Origin of the sequence: Arcanobacterium bovis (genome assembly GCF_004331995.1) — a bacterium.
Taxonomy (GTDB): domain Bacteria; phylum Actinomycetota; class Actinomycetes; order Actinomycetales; family Actinomycetaceae; genus Arcanobacterium_A; species Arcanobacterium_A bovis.
Genome location: NZ_SJDT01000004.1, coordinates 190,102 through 207,965 on the forward strand (window position 1 = coordinate 190,102; position 17,864 = coordinate 207,965).

The 17,864-nt window shown below is 53.3% G+C and carries 13 protein-coding genes; 12 read left to right on the top strand and 1 reads right to left on the bottom strand.

Annotated features, from left to right (window positions below):
* The 11 genes from nuoF (at position 1) to secA (ending at position 16,291) form a co-directional block, all read left to right on the top strand.
* On the top strand, positions 1-1,320 hold the full coding sequence (gene nuoF / locus EZJ44_RS06200; RefSeq protein WP_131281564.1) for an NADH-quinone oxidoreductase subunit NuoF: 1,320 nt from the start codon (positions 1-3) through the stop codon (positions 1,318-1,320).
* Positions 1,317-3,878 carry an NADH-quinone oxidoreductase subunit G gene (locus EZJ44_RS06205; protein WP_131281376.1) on the top strand — a complete coding sequence of 854 codons (2,562 nt, stop codon included), beginning with the start codon at positions 1,317-1,319 and terminating at the stop codon, positions 3,876-3,878. The genes nuoF and EZJ44_RS06205 overlap by 4 nt, the downstream gene beginning before the upstream one ends.
* 8 nt (positions 3,879-3,886) lie before the next feature.
* Positions 3,887-5,212: an NADH-quinone oxidoreductase subunit NuoH gene (gene nuoH, locus EZJ44_RS06210; RefSeq protein WP_131281566.1), complete on the top strand. Its 1,326-nt coding sequence runs from the start codon at positions 3,887-3,889 to the stop codon at positions 5,210-5,212.
* A gap of 4 nt (positions 5,213-5,216) precedes the next feature.
* On the top strand, positions 5,217-5,909 hold the full coding sequence (gene nuoI / locus EZJ44_RS06215) for an NADH-quinone oxidoreductase subunit NuoI (protein WP_376988482.1): 693 nt from the start codon (positions 5,217-5,219) through the stop codon (positions 5,907-5,909).
* Complete coding sequence (locus EZJ44_RS06220; protein WP_131281380.1) at positions 5,906-6,883, top strand: NADH-quinone oxidoreductase subunit J; 978 nt, start codon at positions 5,906-5,908, stop codon at positions 6,881-6,883. The genes nuoI and EZJ44_RS06220 overlap by 4 nt, the downstream gene beginning before the upstream one ends.
* Positions 6,883-7,182 (top strand): NADH-quinone oxidoreductase subunit NuoK, encoded by a 300-nt coding sequence (gene nuoK, locus EZJ44_RS06225; protein WP_131281382.1) that lies wholly within the window; start codon positions 6,883-6,885, stop codon positions 7,180-7,182. The genes EZJ44_RS06220 and nuoK overlap by 1 nt, the downstream gene beginning before the upstream one ends.
* Before the next feature lie 41 nt (positions 7,183-7,223).
* Entirely contained in the window at positions 7,224-9,146 is a 1,923-nt protein-coding gene (gene nuoL / locus EZJ44_RS06230) for an NADH-quinone oxidoreductase subunit L (RefSeq protein ID WP_206661867.1), read from the top strand.
* 20 nt (positions 9,147-9,166) lie between these two features.
* Positions 9,167-10,720 (top strand): NADH-quinone oxidoreductase subunit M, encoded by a 1,554-nt coding sequence (locus EZJ44_RS06235; protein WP_131281384.1) that lies wholly within the window; start codon positions 9,167-9,169, stop codon positions 10,718-10,720.
* Positions 10,717-12,327, top strand: a complete 1,611-nt coding sequence (gene nuoN, locus EZJ44_RS06240; RefSeq protein WP_131281386.1) for an NADH-quinone oxidoreductase subunit NuoN — start codon at positions 10,717-10,719, stop codon at positions 12,325-12,327. Before EZJ44_RS06235 ends, nuoN begins: the two co-directional genes overlap by 4 nt.
* Positions 12,324-13,334 (top strand): polyprenyl synthetase family protein, encoded by a 1,011-nt coding sequence (locus EZJ44_RS06245; protein WP_241658618.1) that lies wholly within the window; start codon positions 12,324-12,326, stop codon positions 13,332-13,334. Before nuoN ends, EZJ44_RS06245 begins: the two co-directional genes overlap by 4 nt.
* A gap of 128 nt (positions 13,335-13,462) precedes the next feature.
* Positions 13,463-16,291, top strand: coding sequence for a preprotein translocase subunit SecA (gene secA, locus EZJ44_RS06250; RefSeq protein WP_131281388.1), 2,829 nt, complete (start codon positions 13,463-13,465; stop codon positions 16,289-16,291).
* Between the two features lie 26 nt (positions 16,292-16,317).
* Here secA and EZJ44_RS06255 read toward each other — a convergent pair whose 3' ends face one another.
* A complete protein-coding gene (locus EZJ44_RS06255; RefSeq protein WP_131281390.1) occupies positions 16,318-17,091 on the bottom strand; it encodes an Rv3235 family protein in 774 nt (257 codons plus the stop codon).
* Positions 17,092-17,385: 294 nt separating this feature from the next.
* Between EZJ44_RS06255 and EZJ44_RS06260 the strand changes: the two genes are divergently transcribed.
* On the top strand, positions 17,386-17,847 hold the full coding sequence (locus EZJ44_RS06260; protein ID WP_131281392.1) for a DUF6912 family protein: 462 nt from the start codon (positions 17,386-17,388) through the stop codon (positions 17,845-17,847).
* Positions 17,848-17,864 lie beyond the last annotated feature (17 nt).

Genomic DNA, 17,864 nt, shown 5'->3' on the forward strand with positions numbered 1-17,864 from the left:
ATGCTCACCCCAGTGCTCACCGAAGCTTGGGACAAGCAGCGCTCTTGGACTCTCGAAACCTACCGCGCAAACGGTGGTTACCAGGCGATTAACAAAGCTTGGCAAATGAAAGCACAGGACGAATCGGCAATCACCAATCTGATCAAGGAATCGGGTTTGCGTGGACGCGGTGGTGCTGGCTTCCCAACCGGTTTGAAGTGGTCGTTCCTTCCAGCTCCTGACGGTGGCCCACGCTACCTCGTGGTCAACGCCGACGAGTCTGAGCCTGGCACCTGCAAGGACATTCCGTTCCTCATGGCCAACCCGCACTTGCTCATTGAGGGTATGGCAATTTGTATGATGGCGATTGGTGGACACCACGGATTCATTTACCTCCGTGGCGAGGTTGTGCACGTTTACCGCCGACTCCTTGCAGCAGTGCGCGAAGCACGTGAGGCTGGAATTCTCGGCAAGGGTCTGGGTCCGAACGGCGATTACGATCTCGATATCACCGTGCATGCCGGAGCTGGCGCATACATCTGTGGCGAAGAGACTGCGTTGCTCGATTCGCTGGAAGGCTTCCGTGGCCAGCCACGACTCAAGCCGCCGTTCCCCGCCGTCGCCGGTTTGTACGCGCGTCCAACGGTTGTCAATAACGTTGAATCGATTGCATCGGTGCCTGGAATCATTAACCACGGTGTTGAGTGGTTTACGGCGATGGGTGCTGACACCAAGAATTCGCGTGGTCACGGCATTTTCTCGATCTCTGGACATGTGAAGAATCCGGGGCAATTTGAAGCTCCATTTGGAATCACCATGCGGGAGTTACTTGAGCTTGCAGGCGGAATTCGCGAGGGGCATGAGCTGAAATTCTTCGCTGTGGGAGGTTCCTCCGCACCGCTCTTTACGGCTGATCATCTCGATGTTCCGCTCGGATATGAGGAAGTTGTTGAGGCAGGTTCCATGTTGGCAACTCGCGCGATTCAGATTTTCGATGAAACTGTGTCGGTGGTTCGTGTTGTTTCGCGCTGGACTGACTTCTACCAGCACGAATCGTGCGGAAAGTGCACCCCATGCCGTGAAGGTACCTTCTGGATGCGCCAGATTATGCACCGTCTTGAGGCAGGGCAAGGTAAGGAAGGCGACGTCGATCTGCTCTACGAAATCGCCAATAATATCCAAGGCCGTTCATTCTGTGCACTCGGTGATGCAGCTGCAACCCCGATCAAGTCCGCAATTGACCTTTTCCGGGACGAATTCGAGCAGGGTTATCACACGCCATGCGCCGAGCTCTATCCGATCGCAAAGTCTGCTCTGTTCAGTGAAGTAGGTGCTAAATGACAACGACTGAAACTCAGGTAGATATGGTTTCGCTGAAGATTGACGGCAAGGATGTGTCCGTTCCGCAAGGAACGCTCATCATTCGTGCTGCTGAGCAAGTAGGCGTGCATATTCCGCGTTTCTGTGACCATCCGCTACTTGCACCTGCTGCAGCTTGCCGCCAGTGTCTGGTGGAAGTGGCAACGCCGGATCGCGAAGGCGTTGTTCGTAAGATGCCTAAGCCGCAGCCAGCTTGTGCGGTTGCTGTTTCTCCAAATATGGAAGTTTACAGCGCCAAGAGCTCGGAGGTTGCCGATAAGGCACAGCGTGGAGTGATGGAATTCTTGCTCATCAACCACCCGATGGATTGCCCTGTTTGCGATAAAGGTGGCGAATGCCCACTGCAGAATCAGGCAATGACCGACGGTCGCACGAAGTCGCGTTTTATCGATGTTAAGCGCACATATCCGAAGCCAATTTCGGTGTCCTCGCAAATTTTGCTCGATCGTGACCGCTGCATTCTCTGCCAGCGTTGTACTCGATTCTCGACGCAGATCGCCGGAGATGCCTTCATTCAGCTGCAGGGACGCGGTGGCGGAACTCCTGGATACGGCATGCATGGTATGCACGGCTCTCAGGTTGGAAATTTTGACGGCAACGTGCTTGATTTCGCTGGCGACGACGGTCACCACGATTTCGGAACTGCCAATGAGTACGTAGGGCCTCAAGGAGCTGCAGGTATTGCAGCTGGTTTCGCTGCAGGTCCGGTTGGTGTGGCAGAAGCTGATGTCAATGGACGTCCGTTTGCTTCCTACTTCTCGGGAAATGTGATTCAGATTTGCCCAGTGGGTGCTTTGACGTCTGCCTCCTATCGTTTCCGGGCACGTCCGTTCGATCTCGTTTCGGTGCCATCGGTAACTGAGCACGATGCTTCTGGATCTGCTATCCGCGTGGACTACCGCCGTGGCACGGTTGTGCGCCGACTGGCAGGCGAGGATATGGATGTTAACGAAGAGTGGATCACTGATAAGGATCGTTTTGCTTTCCGTTGGCAAAATGGTGCAGATCGGCTCAAGTTCGCGCGCGTGGCAGGGGTTGGCAATGTTTCCTGGTTTGATGCCATCGAAACAGCTGCTCAAGGCCTTCAGGGTAAGAAAGTTGGCGTGCTGATTGGCGGCCGCTTGCCCATCGAAGACGCTTATGCCTATTCGAAATTTGCACGAGTAGTGCTCAATACGAACGACATTGATTTCCGCACACGTGTGGTCAGTGAGGAAGAAAACGACTTCCTTGCCGCCGTCGTCGCCGGTCGCGGACTTGGAGTGACTTATGAAGCAGTCGAAAAGGCTGCTCACGTACTCACGGTTGGCCTCGAAGCTGAAGATGAATGTGGCACGCTTTTCTTGCGCTTGCGCAAGGGCGCTTTGGCTAAGACGACATCAGTATCAGTGATGTCGGCCTACGAGACTCGCGGCACTGCCAAGATGCTAGCGCGGTTTATTCCTACCGCTCCAGGAAGCGAAGCACAGACTCTTGACGCAATTGTGGCAGGAGCTGGAGATTCCCTTGGTTCCTTGCATGAGGATTTGTCAAAGCCAGGTGCAGTGATTCTTGTTGGCGAGCGTACGGCTCTCGTGCCAGGAGCATTGAGCGCAGCTGTTCGCTTGGCACAGCGCACTGGCGCTCAGCTGGCGTGGATTCCACGGCGTGCTGGAGATCGCGGTGCGGTAGATGCCGGTGCCATGCCAAATCTTCTTCCAGGCGGAAGACTCGTCAGCGATTCTGCGGCGCGTATCGATGTTGCCGCAGCTTGGGGTGTTGAGAGTATTCCAGCGACGCCGGGTCGCGGCACGGATGTGATGCTTGATGCAGCTCGTAACGGTGAGCTGGATGCGCTACTCATCGCTGGTGTTGAACTCAGTGACTTGCCTGCGCATGCAGCGTCTGCGCTCGATAAAGCCTTTGTGGTGCAGCTCGAGGTACGCGATACCGAAGTTAGCGAATTCGCCGACGTTCTATTGCCGGTAGCGCCGCCAGTAGAAAAGGGTGGCAGCTTCGTGAACTGGGAAGGACGCATGCGTCCATTCGGCCAGGTGCTCACCTCAAATCAGCTTCCTGATCGTCGCGTGCTCAACGACCTCGCGGCAGAAATGGGCGTTGATCTGGGTCTCGACTCGCTCGAGGCAGTGGTGAACGAATACGCCCAGTTGCGTTTGTGGGACGGAACGCGCGCAAACGTTCCGAACGTTCCGGCTGCTACTGGTGGTTCCGGCGTCGTCCTTTCCACATGGAAGCAACTGCTCGACGGCGGTGCGCTCCAGTCCTTCGAACCGCACCTTGCAAATACCGCTCGTAAGCCTGTAGCTGTGATGTCTGAATCTACTGCTCAGCAGGCTGGTATTGGCAAGAAGGTAAACGTAACGGGTGCTAGTGGCACATTGACTTTTGATGTTGCCATTGCACCAATGCCAGAAAATACCGTATGGCTTCCTCAAAATGCGAAGGGACTTTCCCTTTCTCACCTAGGTAGTGGATACGGCGACGTAGTAACTATCGCTAATTCGGAGGTGGCCGAGTGAATATCCTCATGGCAAGCCCAGCCGTAGCCGATTTTTCGCAAGATACATGGTGGATTTGGGTCATTAAGGCCGTATTCATCGTGGTGTTCTTGATCTTCTCGGTTATTTTCGCTCTGTGGTTTGAGCGCAGGCTCATTGCTCGTATGCAGAACCGTCTTGGTCCGAATACAGTGGGTCCATTCGGCTTATTGCAGTCGTTCCCAGACGCAATTAAGTTGCTGTTTAAGGAAGACTTCTTCCTCAAAGGCGCTGATAAGGTTGTGTACTTTATTGCTCCGGCGGTATCGGCACTCTGTGCGTTCACGCTTATGGCTGTGATCCCAATGGGGCCGTCCGTGTCGATGTTTGGGCATGTAACTCCGTTGCAGCTGGCTGATTCGCCTGTTGCGATGCTCTTCGTGCTGGCAGTGGCAGCGCTGGGTGAATACGGATTGGTGCTCGGTGGATGGTCGGCAAAGTCCACCCTTCCGCTCTACGGATCGGTTCGTTCCGCAACACAGATGATTTCCTACGAATTGGCGCAGGGTCTATCGTTGGTCACCATTTTCGTGGTCAATCAAACGATGGCCACATCAGGAATCATTTCGAGCCAACAGTCACTGTGGAATATTTTCATCTTGGCGCCCGCCTTCTTGGTTTACTTTGTAACGATGTTTGGCGAGGCCAACCGACTTCCTTTCGATCTTCCTGAAGCAGAAGGCGAAATCGTGGCTGGCCCGCACGTTGAATATTCGTCAATGAAGTTCGGCTGGTACTACCTGTCTGAATATATCAATATGCTTAACTTGTCGATGCTGGCAACCACGCTGTTCTTCGGCGGATGGCGCGCTGGTCCGCTCGTGACGTGGATATACAGTCTCTGGGGCGGCGATCCAAACGTCGGTTGGATCCCAATGCTTTGGTTCATTTTCAAGGTATGGGTATTCATGGCAGTGTTCGTTTGGGTGCGCGGTACTGCACTGCGTTTCCGCTACGACCAATTCATGAAGCTCGGTTGGAAGGGACTCATTCCAAGTGCTTTGATCTGGCTGAGCATCGTCATGATTGTGATTGGCGTGAACATGGTTTACCCAATCAACGTGACGAACGTATTGGTCATTCTCTCCACCGGCTTTGCATTGATCATGTTGATCTGGGCATTGGGAGATGACTCAGTAAAGCCAACGCAGGCCGAGTTGATTGCAGCGCGTGAGCGTGAAGACTTCGACGGCTTCGAAAATGGCTACCCAGTTCCGCCATTGCCAGGTCAACATCTTCCGCCGTCGCCGCGCGTACAGCGGAAAGTAGCCTACGTTCCTTCACCATCCGAAACTGAGGAGACTGAGAATGTCTGAGCAGATGAATAATAATGTGCCAGCTACCCAGCCGGAGTTCGCTCAGCCGGACAAGGCTCTCTACAGTCCCAATAAGAAGGGGCCATTGGGGAAGCTACTCGCTCCGATTGCCGGATTCGGCGTTACATTTACGACGATTTTCCGCCCAACCGTTACTGAGCAGTATCCGTACATTAAGGTGCCTGTTCGCCCTCGTTACCACGGCTTGCATCGTTTGAACCGCTATGCCGATGGGTTGGAAAAGTGCATCGGTTGTGAATTGTGTGCATGGGCTTGCCCAGCAGATGCGATTTACGTTGAAGCTGCAGCTAATACCCCGCAAGAGCAGTACTCGCCTGGTGAGCGTTACGGTCGTGTTTATCAGATCAATTATTTGCGTTGCATTTTCTGCGGTTACTGCATTCAGGCTTGCCCGACCCGTGCATTGACGATGTCGAACGATTTCGAAATTGCTGGTCAGCACCGCGAAGAAATGATTTATGAAAAGCAAGATCTTCTCGTTCCGCTCGCGCAAGGAATGCTTAACACACCGCATCCGATGGTGCAGGGAACCTCAGATGCAGACTATTACAAGGGACGTGTTACTGGTCCAACTGAAACTCAGGTGGAATGGGTGCGTTCCGTACGTCCAGGCGACGAATCTTTGGAGAACGTCGTCGTGACTGGAAATGAACTTGAGGGGGCCGGTGCTCAATGATTCCATCAGTCGAAACACTCGAAATCTCGATGGGGGAGACGATCCTTTTCGGCTTGCTCGCGATTTCGATGGTCATTGTGGCAATCTTCGGACTGCTCATTACACGCCGTGCGGTGTACACCGTCATCTCGGTGATCTTTGTAATGGTGGGATTCGCCTTCCTCTACACGATGCTGGAAGCTCCGTTTATGGGAGTTGCGCAGGTGGTTGTGTACACGGGTGCGATCCTCATGATGTTCCTCTTCGTGCTCATGCTTATCGGTGTTGATTCTGCCGATTCGGGACACGAGACGCTCAAAGCCCAGCGTCCGGTCGCTTTCTTGGGCGGTTTGGGTATGCTGGCGATTATGGTGGCGCTCGTTTTCAAAACTAAGTGGCCAGATGCCCTTGGTTTGGAGCTTGCAAATGCCGAAGGAAATCCCATTGGGGTTGCAAAGCTGATTTTCTCCAACCATGTGCTCACGCTTGAATTGACTGGCACATTGCTTATCGTGGCAGCTCTGGGCGCAATGACTCTCACTCACCGCGATCGTGTGAGCGAGCGTCAAACGCAAGAGGCACTTGCTCATCAAAAGATGCGCGACTTCGTTGAAGCGGGCGTTCATCCAGGCCAGCTGCCGAACCCAGGTGTTTATGCTGAGTCGAACTCGTCGACGAACCCATCGCTCACCGCTTATGGTCAGCCTTTGGAGAACTCGGTGAACCGTGTGCTGAAGATCCGCGGGCAAGAACGACGGGTTGCAGAGATTTCTCCAGAGACAGTTGCTCGTATTACCCAAGGTAATTTGCCTTCGGGACCGAGCACCTACGGCGCAATCGGTCAAGCTCGTACGCCTGGAATGCCGGGCGAATCAGCACCGGATCACGACGGCGCGTTGAAGCGTTATGAAGGAATCGAGGCAGGCACTTCGCCTGAAATGCTCGAAACGAAACCTGCTGAGGATCAGCACAATGCGTCAGGGGAGGAGAACTGATGAACCTGATGTTCTATATCGTCTTGGCACTGGTCTTGTTTGTGATCGGTGGAGCGACGGTTCTTACTCGCCGCAATGGCGTGATCGCGCTTCTCGGAGTTGAGATTATGCTCAACTCGTGCAACTTGGCGTTCATTACGTTCTCGCGCATGTGGGGCAACCTCGAAGGACAAGTATTTGCCTTCTTCGTGATGGTTGTAGCCGCGGCCGAAGTCGTGGTGGGACTCGCCATTATCGTGTCCGTATTCCGTACCCGCAGGTCTGCTTCGCTTGACGGCGCAAACCTCATGAAAAACTGATGGAAGCAGGTGTGATCCTTTTGACTACTGGATTCCTTTCCATGTCTGATGTGGCTATTGCGCCAGCAACGGGTGCGGCCGGAATGATCTGGCTCACGGTGGCAATTCCGCTACTCAGCTGTGCTTTCCTCTTGGTAGCTGGCAAGGCTGCCGATCGCTGGGGACACTGGCTGGCGGTACTGGCCTCGACGGCGTCGTGCGCTATCGGCTTCGCCACCTTCGTACAGTTGCTCTCACTCGAGGGTGCAAACCGAATTATGGAGACGAAGCTCTACGATTGGGTTGCGGCTCCAGGCCTTAGCGTTGGCCTTGGTACTCGCGTTGATCCGCTTTCGATCACGTTCGTACTGCTGGTAACGTTCGTTGGCACGCTTATTCACATTTACTCGGTTTCGTACATGGAGCACGACGTCGCTCGTCGTCGCTTCTTCGCATACCTCAATTTGTTCGTGGCAGCGATGCTCTTGTTGGTGCTCGGCAACTCCTATCTCACCCTGTTCTTTGGTTGGGAAGGCGTTGGTCTCGCGTCCTACCTGCTCATCTCTTTCTGGAACCACGTTCCGGAATACGCTACCGCTGGTAAGAAGGCATTCGTGATGAACCGCGTGGGCGATCTGGGATTGCTCATCGCGATGATGGCAATGGTTGCGAATTTTGGTGGAGTCGATTTCGCTACGGTGACTAAGGGCGTTTCCTCCGCTAACCAAGCCACTTTAACCTTCATCGGTATTTTCTTATTGGTTGCCGCTTGCGGTAAATCAGCGCAGTTCCCCTTGCAAGCATGGTTGGGTGACGCAATGGCCGGCCCAACTCCGGTTTCTGCTTTGATCCACGCCGCAACCATGGTGACCGCTGGCGTGTACTTGATGGTGCGCTCGGGTGCGATTTATGTTGCTGCGCCAACTGCGGCGCTCGCCGTCGCCATTATTGGTCTGATCACTTTGGTGTTCGGAGCAATCGTGGGTGCTGCCAAAGACGATATGAAGAAAGTTCTCGCCGCCTCAACGATGTCGCAGATCGGCTACATGATGTTGGCAGCTGGACTTGGTCCGGTTGGTGCTGGCTTCGCAATTTTCCATCTCGTCACGCACGGCTTCTTCAAGGCAAATATGTTCTTGGGTGCCGGCGCCGTGATGCACGGAATGAATGACGAAGTAAATATGCGCGGATTTGGCGGCCTCGGCAAGCACATGCGTATCACCTTCTTCACGTTCATGGCGGGTTACTTAGCAATCATTGGCTTCCCGTTCCTCTCGGGCTTCTATTCGAAGGACAAGATTATCGAAGCGGCATTCACGGGTGAGGGAATCTTACCGTGGATATTTGGCACGATTACGGTGCTTGTTGCTGGTCTGACTGCGTTCTATATGTCGCGTATGGTGTTCATGATCTTCTTGGGTGAAGAGCGTTGGGCACATGAAGGTCCAGATGCAAAGCACCCGCACGATCCATCTCCGCTCATGTGGGTTCCGATGGCAATTTTGGCGCTTGGTTCGCTTGGCCTTGGTGCCGCCTTGAATTACCTCGGGTTCTTGACTTGGCTTGAGCCGGTGATTGGACACGCTGAGCACGGTGAACCAGTTCTTCCAATTCTCGTGATCTCAGTTGCGACTTTGCTCGTTGTGGCAATCGGCGTGGCTGTGGCATGGAAGATGTATGTTTCGGCGGCTACACCAAAGGCTGCTCCGGTTGGCTCTGCCCTCACTCGCGCTGCTCGCCAAGATCTTTACCAGGATCTGTTCAACGAATCGGTATTCATGAAGCCCGGTATCGCGCTCATGGATGGAACCTCCGTGGTGGATCGGGTATTGGTTGACGGCGTTGCAGAGGGAACCGGCAAGGCATTGCCGTGGTTCGGACGCTTCGTTGGGAAGCTCCAAAACGGTTATGCTCGCAGCTACGCAAGCTACTTCGTCGTCGGTGTGGTCATCGCACTGACGGTGGCATTGGTATCGGCATTGTGAGTTTGGAAGGAATAAAGGTAATGCAACCAGTTATTGAGGCTACGTTCCCGTGGCTTACCACTCTCGTGCTGTTACCACTTGTGGGTGCACTCGTTCTTGCAGCTATTAAGCCGTTGCGAAAGGCTGGACGCTTCTTCGCGCTCGCTGTGTCGATCCTCGTCCTCGGCCTGTTCGTTGCGGCAATTTCTACCCAGTTCTCGATGCCCGATGCGAATACGGTGCAACTGGCCGAAACTTATCGCTGGATTCCGCAGATCGGTGTTTCCCTCGCATGGGGAATCAACGGTATTGGTGCGGTGATGATTGCCTTGGCAACCTTCTTGGTGCCGGTGGTGATTCTCGCGGCGTGGAATGATTTCGACGACGAGCGCTCCGGTAGCTACATGGCATGGATTTTGTTCCTCGAAGCGATCATGATTGCACTCTTCGCAGTGCGCGATGTGTTCGTGTTCTATGTGCTCTTCGAGTTGATGATTGTGCCGATGTACTTCCTGATCGGAAATTACGGTGGCGCAAATCGCCGTCGGGCAGCGATGAAGTTCTTGCTCTACTCGATCTTGGGCGGACTCATTATGCTCGTGGGCGTCATCGCCGTCTATGCTTATGGTCCAGGTGGCGATAAGGGCTATCTGATCAGCACACTCGAACAGGGTCTTAATGCTTCGCCATCAGCACAGATGTGGATCTTCTTGTCGTTCTTCATCGCTTTTGCGATCAAAGCTCCGATGTGGCCGGTTCATACTTGGCTACCAGACACCACCGCTGAGGCACCTGCTGGAACTTCGACTTTGCTTGTTGGCGTGCTCGACAAACTTGGCACGTATGGAATGATTGCAATTTGTTTGCCGATCTTCCCAAGCGCGGCACAAACCGCAGCGCCGATCATTATTGCCTTGGCGATTATCTCCATCATTTGGGGAGCGCTCTTAGCGATTGGCTCCAAAGATCTCATGCGCTTGATTGCCTACACCTCGGTATCCCACTTTGGATTCATAGTGATTGGTATTTTCAGTGGCTCGCAATTGGCTATGACCGGTGCGATTCTCTACATGGTTGCCCACGGTGTTGGAACCGCTGGCTTGTTCCTTGTGGTTGGATTCCTCGGTAAACGCGGTGAAAGCTACGAGATCTCTCACTATGGTGGCTGGCAGCGTGTAACACCTGTGCTAGCAGGAACTTTCCTTATTTCGGGTCTCGCTACTATTGCTTTGCCTGGTCTATCGGGCTTCGTTCCAGAATATATGGTGTTGGTTGGCACGTTCCGAGTGAACCCTGTGGCCGCCGTATTTGCGGTATCTGGGGTTGTGCTTGCTGCTCTGTACATTCTGCTTCCGTACCAGCGTGTATTCACTGGTCCTCGCCCCGAATTGCTCGCTGAGGATCTCAATGCTCGCGAGAAACTGGTGATGGGATTGCTCATCTCGGCGATGTTAGTGCTTGGCTTCTACCCCAATGCGGTAACAAATTTCATCAATCCGTTCTTTGAGAATACTGTGGATCAAACAATTTCAGCGCCGCAGGCCATGGGTGATGCTGCGGATAATTCTGTTGTTTCCGAAGGAGAAATCAAGTGACTACTACTGTTATTCAATGGGTAGCGGTTGTCCCACTGCTTATCGTTCTGGGAACAGCGGTTTTATCAACGCTTCTTGAAGCATTCTTGCCGCGCACGATTCGCCGTGCTACGCAAGTAGTGCTTTCGCTCCTCGCTCTTGCTGTCGCACTCGTTTCGGTGGTGTGGCGTTGGACGGAGATTCATACCGACAATGGTTTGGCAACGAACCCGCTCTCTGCTGTGCAGACGCAGCGCGGTTTCACCGGAATTTCCCTGGTTGAAGATGGATTTTCGCTGATTGGCCAAGGAATCATCCTCGTTGCTTCCATTATCGCTTTCTTGGTGATTGCCGATCGCACTCAGACGCGCGAAGGAGCATTTGCAGCCTCAGCTGCCACTCGACCAGGTTCAGCCGAGGAACGCGAATCAGCTGCTGCTGGACGCGAGCAATCGGAAATCTTCCCACTGGCACTATTCGCCGTGGGTGGCATGATGGCGTTTACTTCTGCCTTTGACTTGCTCACGCTATTCATTGCGTTGGAAGTGCTGTCGTTGCCACTGTACGTGCTCTGTGCAACGGCACGCCGTCGTCGTCTGCTTTCGCAGGAAGCGGCCATGAAGTATTTCCTCCTGGGCGCATTTTCCTCGGCAATCTTCTTGATGGGTGCCGCTTTCATCTACGGTGCTACCGGCACGCTTGCCTTTAACGAAATCTTGCAGCTCTCGATTCAAGGTCAGCGCGTTCAAGCTGCGATCCTCGTGATGGGCGTAGCGATGGTGGTTATCGGCCTGCTGTTCAAGGTTGGTGCCGCGCCATTCCATTCGTGGACGCCGGACGTCTACCAAGGCGCTCCGACTCCGATCACGGGCTTTATGGCGGCTGGTACCAAAGCTGCTGCATTCGTCGCTTTGCTGCGCGTTATGCTCTACGTGGCTGCTACGTCGTCGGCTTCGCTGAATGTGTTCATGTGGATCGTTATTATCGCAACGATCCTCGTAGGCACGGTCATGGGTCTGATTCAGTCTGATATCAAGCGCCTGCTGGCCTATTCCTCCATCGCGCACGCCGGATTCATTCTGATCGCTGTTAACGCCATCCGTACGGTGGAGATGACGCCGCAAACGTATTCGCAGACGATGTCTTCGGTACTGTTCTACCTGCTTGCGTATGGCGTTGCTACGGTAGGCGCGTTCGCCGTCGTCACGCTGGTGAGGGAGAGCGACGCCGAAGGAAAGATTCTCGGCGAAGCTACCAAACTGGAGAAATGGGCTGGTTTAGGAAAGCGATCGCCATTCCTAGCTGCCTCAATGCTCATCTTCTTGCTGTCCTTTGCAGGTATTCCACTCACTGGTGGATTCATCGGAAAGTTTGAAGTTTTCCGTGCTGGAATTGCTAGCGGCGAAGTGGTTTTGGTGGTTATCGCGGTGCTCGCTTCGGCTGCCACAGCGTACTTCTACTTCCGCTTGGTGCAGTTGATGTTCTTCACCGAGCCGGCTGAGAATGTTGAAGTTGTACAATCAGAGGGCATGGCGGTTGTTGCAATCGCTATTGCCGTCGTTCTAACCATCGCACTGGGTCTGTTGCCAGGCTCAGTACTCGATCTGATGCAAGGATCCTTCGCGTGAGTGCATTTTCCGATTTACTGGCTGGCCACGGTGATTTAGGCTCGCGCCTGTCGACTCGTCTCGACGGCGTTGAAGCTGAACTTCAAGATGTGGTGCGTATCGACGATCTCGTTGTTGATGCCGCTACCTCTCATCTTGCCGTGGCCGGCGGTAAGCGTTTGCGCCCACTTCTGTGCCTTCTCACGTCTGAGCTCGGGCCCGATCCGCTCAATCACGAGGTGGTTGATTCCTCGCTCGTTGTTGAGCTCACGCATCTGGCTTCGCTCTACCATGACGACGTTATGGACGAAGCGCCGTTGCGTCGTGGAGTGCCATCGGCTCAGTATGTGTTTGGTAATTCTTCGGCAATTATGGCCGGTGATGTGCTTTTCGCACGCGCGTCGGCTATTGTTGCAAAATTGGGCCCGCAGGCGGTACTTTTGCACGCCACAACCTTTGAACGCCTCTGTGTTGGGCAGTTGCACGAGACTGTTGGTCCGCGTGAGGGCGACGATCCAATCGCCCATTACATTCAAGTTTTAGCTGATAAAACCGGATCTTTGATCGCGACATCTGCCCGTTACGGCGTGCTTTCCGCAGGTGGCTCAGCAGACTTAGCCGAGGCAGTGGCGCAATTCGGTGAGAAGGTTGGCGTGGCGTTCCAGCTCGCTGACGACGTCATCGATCTCGTTTCCAAGCCTGAGCTTACGGGGAAGACGCCGGGCACAGATTTGCTCGAGAATGTCGACACCATGCCCACGCTGCTGTTGCGCCAAGGTGCACAACTCGGAACGCTTGATGCCGAGGGCAGTGAGATTCTGCGTCTGCTCGATTCAGGCACGCTTAACGAAGACAATCTTGCCGAGGTTGTGGATCGTTTGCGCGAACATTCGGTTGTGGAGCAAACTCGCCAGCTTGCTCACCAGTGGGTCGAAGACGCTATTAAAGAGCTCGAGCCGTTGCCAGCGGGCGAAGTGCGCGATGCGCTACACGCTTTCGCGTATGCAATGGTTGATCGAATGGCGTAGGGTAACGGCCGTGCTTTCGCCCTTTGCCATGAGTGAAGCCTCCCATAGTGAAGTTCTGAAATCACAGTTTACGGCGTAGACTATGTTTGGTCGTGCCGTTTTTAGGCACAAGAACGTCAGGAGTAGTTGTGGTCAAGTTTCTCAACAAGATTTTGCGAGCCGGAGAAGGTCGCACCCTTAAGCGGCTGAACAGCATCACCCAACAAGTTAATCTTTTGGAAGATGATTTCAAGGAGCTCACTGATGAGGAATTGCGCGCGCTAACTGACGAATTCCGCAAGCGCTACGTTGATGGTGAGAGCCTAGATGATCTGCTTCCAGAGGCTTTTGCTGCTGTGCGAGAAGCCTCGGTGCGCACGCTTGGCCAGCGTCATTATGATGTGCAGATTATGGGTGGAGCAGCTCTTCACCTTGGTAATATCGCCGAAATGAAGACGGGTGAAGGTAAGACGCTCGTCGCAACACTCGCGGCATACCTCAACGCTATCCCTGGTCGTGGCGTTCATATCGTAACAGTGAACGACTACCTCGCGAGCTACCAGTCAGAGCTGATGGGACGCGTATTCCGTTTCTTGGGAATGACGACGGGGTGTATCGTTTCCTCGCTGAACCCCGAGCAGCGTCGTCGTGAATACGCTGCAGACATTACGTACGGCACCAATAACGAATTTGGCTTCGATTATTTGCGTGACAATATGGCGCGCGAAGTTGATGGCCTTGTGCAGCGCGATCATTTTTTTGCGATCGTCGACGAAGTTGATTCGATCCTCATTGATGAAGCGCGTACGCCATTGATTATTTCGGGTCCTGCCGAGGGCGATGCCAACAAGTGGTACACCGCTTTCTCACAGGCAGTTATTTCGATGCGCAAGGACGTTCACTATGAAGTGGACGAAAAGAAGCGCACAGTGGGTATCTTGGAACCCGGTATCGATGCAGTTGAAGATTTGCTTGGCATCGATAATCTGTATGAATCGGTCAATACGCCACTTATTGGCTACTTGAACAACGCAATCAAAGCAAAAGAGCTGTTTACGCGCGATAAGGATTATATCGTTGCCGATGGCGAAGTGCTGATCGTTGATGAGCACACTGGCCGTGTTTTGCCAGGACGCCGTTACAACGAGGGTATGCACCAGGCGATTGAGGCCAAAGAAAACGTGGAGATTAAAGAGGAAAACCAAACTCTTGCCACGATTACTTTGCAGAACTACTTCCGTTTGTACGACAAGCTCTCGGGCATGACCGGAACCGCTGAAACTGAAGCCGAAGAATTCGCATCAACGTACAATATCGGCGTGGTGCCGATTCCGACCAACCGGCCGATGATCCGCATTGACCAAACGGATTTGGTATTCCCAACCGCACGTGGAAAATTTGCCGCAATCGTTGAGGATATTCGCGAGCGTTATGCGAAAGGTCAGCCAGTGCTGGTGGGTACCGCATCGGTTGAGCATTCCGAAATGCTCTCAGATCTTTTGAAAAAAGCTCATATTCCGCATGAAGTGCTCAATGCTAAGCAGCATGAGCGCGAAGCTGCCGTGGTAGCAATGGCAGGCCGCAAGGGTGCTGTGACTGTTGCAACCAATATGGCTGGTCGTGGAACCGACATTATGCTCGGCGGTAATGCTGAGCACATCGCCGTAGCCATGATGGAAAAGCGGGGTCTGGATCCGCAAGAGAACGCTGAAGAGTACGAAAAAGCTTGGCCAGAGGTGCTTGCTCAAGCGAAGTCAACTGTGGCTGCTGAGCATGACGAAGTGGTGGAGCTGGGCGGTCTATACGTGCTTGGTTCGGAACGTCACGAGTCGCGCCGTATCGATAACCAGCTGCGCGGACGTTCTGGACGTCAGGGTGATCCGGGCGAATCGCGTTTCTATCTTTCCTTGGACGACGATCTCATGCGTTTGTTTGCGAACTCTCGGGCAACTGCGCCGTTTAAGAATGGTCCAGAGGACGAAGCTCTGGATTTCAAGTTGCTCTCGCGGGCTATTGAACGAGCTCAGACGGCTATCGAAGCGCGTAACGCTGAGATTCGTAAGAACGTTCTGAAGTATGACGACGTGATGTCTGAGCAGCGTACTGTGGTGTACGACGAGCGACGCCGGATTTTGAACGGCGAGGACTTGGAAGCTCAGATTGAGTCTTTTGTTGATTTTGCCATCGACGACGTAGTGCGTTCTGAGACTCTCGGCGCTCCAGAAGACTGGGATCTTGACGCGCTGTGGACGGCTATGAAGAGCTACTACAAGCCTTCATTCACCGCTGCTGAGTTTGAAGAAAACTATGGCGATATGAAGAATTTGGCTCGTGAGGATTTGATTCAAGAATTCCACACTGATGCGCATGCCATCTACGAAGAGCGCGCGGAAGAATTGGGCGATGAAACGATGCGCCAAATTGAACGCCAAGTTTTGTTGAATGTGCTGGATCGTAAGTGGCGCGAGCACCTCTATGAGATGGATTATCTCAAAGAGGGAATTGGTTTGCGTGCAATGGCTCAGCGTGACCCACTTGTTGAATATAAACAAGAGGGCTACCAGATGTTCCAATTGATGAATGATGCAATTCGCACTGAAACTGTGCAGTATCTGTTCAATTTCGAGCTTCCGAGTGAGCGTGACGAGCGCTTGGCTCTGGAACAGCAGGCGCAGGAGGCAAGTGAGCACGGGTTAGCAGGCGTTGATGCCCAGGGCTCGATGGCGGCAGTGCGACTCGCTGGAACTTCTCAAAATACTCAGGCTATGGCCGAGAAATTGCTCGGAATCAAGAAAGATGAGCAAGCTCAGAAGATGATGTACACGTCGGCTGCGAAAGATGGATCGCGCACGTCGGAAACCCGCAATGAAAAGGGTGGACGTGTGCAACCGAGCCAGCCTGATGCACAATCGGATCAGCCAGCCATGAACCGTGAACAGCGTCGAGCAGCGAAGAAAGCCGCTAAGAAGAATCGATAGGCCTTGGCAATGGGTCAATACTGAATTTAGATAATTTCTAAAGCGGTAACATGCCACTTTTGCCGCCGCACTTCGAGCCGAAGTGCGGCGGCTCTGGTTTTTCTGCCGTCAAAAATGACGGCAGAAATTTCCACAATATTTGGCGATATCTGGCAAGTATGGATTTTCCTGATTCGTGGCGGTAGTGTTTTGCCACATTTGCCTTGTATTTTGGCTCCTAATTCGGCACGGCGAGCCAAGGAGTCAAAAATTGATGGTGTGAGCCAGGTTTGTAATTGCCGTGCTGGTCGGTGTCCAAGCAATATTTCGATCACTTGGAGAAGTATTGCTCCTGCAAAATTATCTGCTGCTGGAAGATTATCTGGTACGTGCTCGGCGGCGTCGTGCTGGTAGGCCGCCACAAGGTGTCCACGTGATAACGGCGTCTTTGTATAGGTGTGGAATGCGGTACGGTCGTAGGCGTGGGTACTTCCAAGTTCTGGCAAATGTTGTGCGGTCAACTGTTGAGATGTCAACTGTCGCGTTTCTTCGTCAGAGACGACGCGTAGCTGTGTGTTGTGTGGGGTGGCGGCAACAGGCTTAATCTTACGCTTTGATCTGGGTAAGCGTGAGGTGATTGCGGTTTCTTGATACACCGGATGAGTAAGAGATATTTCGGGTAGGTCATCATTGCTCACCACGGATAGCTTCGGGGTTGAATTAGCGCCCGATTCACCCGCTGCAGTGTCAGTTTCGCTATTCCTAGCAGATTCGTTACATACATCATCGTCGATTATTGAGATAGCAAGTTGTGCAGTCATGGCGTACGCCTTCATAGATCGTGACCGATGTTGAAGGATTCGCTTGCGTGGCTTTGAGAACTGCTGAATCCGCGGAAAAATGTTCTTGTATTGTTCCAATAATAAATATTTCCCATAAAGTTGCGTTTACACGGTGTGGAAAACTTTGCGTGGCTGTTCGCGGCAGAGTCTATAACAGGCTAAACGGCACGGCGCGATAAAAGAAATGGTTGGTAGCGTGGCTCACGGCAGAACTGATTGACGCCAAAATCGCAAGTTAAGCACTGATCTACGCGCTAGATGTACTATTGGAATATGCGCATCTACATTCCACTCACACTCGATGATCTGAACTCAGCGCCGATTTTGCCGCGTGCTGTCCATGCGGTGACTTCTGGCCTTGCTGAACATTTTCCCAATGAAGATCAAGAGGGGTTGGAGATGGTCGCTACGTTGGCTGCGGCCGACGATTCTTTGCGATTGATGAGTGCCGATTCTCAGAATTTTCGACGCATCGTTGCGGTTGCCGAAATTGTGGACAACTACGTGAGTATTCCGCAGCAGCGTGACGACGTCCTCGTTACGCAGCGCAACCTCACCGACGTCGTCGCTTGGAACAGAGTGGAAGCCTTGCTGGTAGATGAACCGGGCAGTGAAGAGCTCGTTGCACAGGCAATCGCCGGCGACGAAGAAGCTTTCCTCGCGTCGGGCGATATTGAACTCATGTGGTATGACGTCATTGAGCGTGATGCGGTACGCCGCCTGCTCGGTGCATGATTACTGAGCTCAAGCGT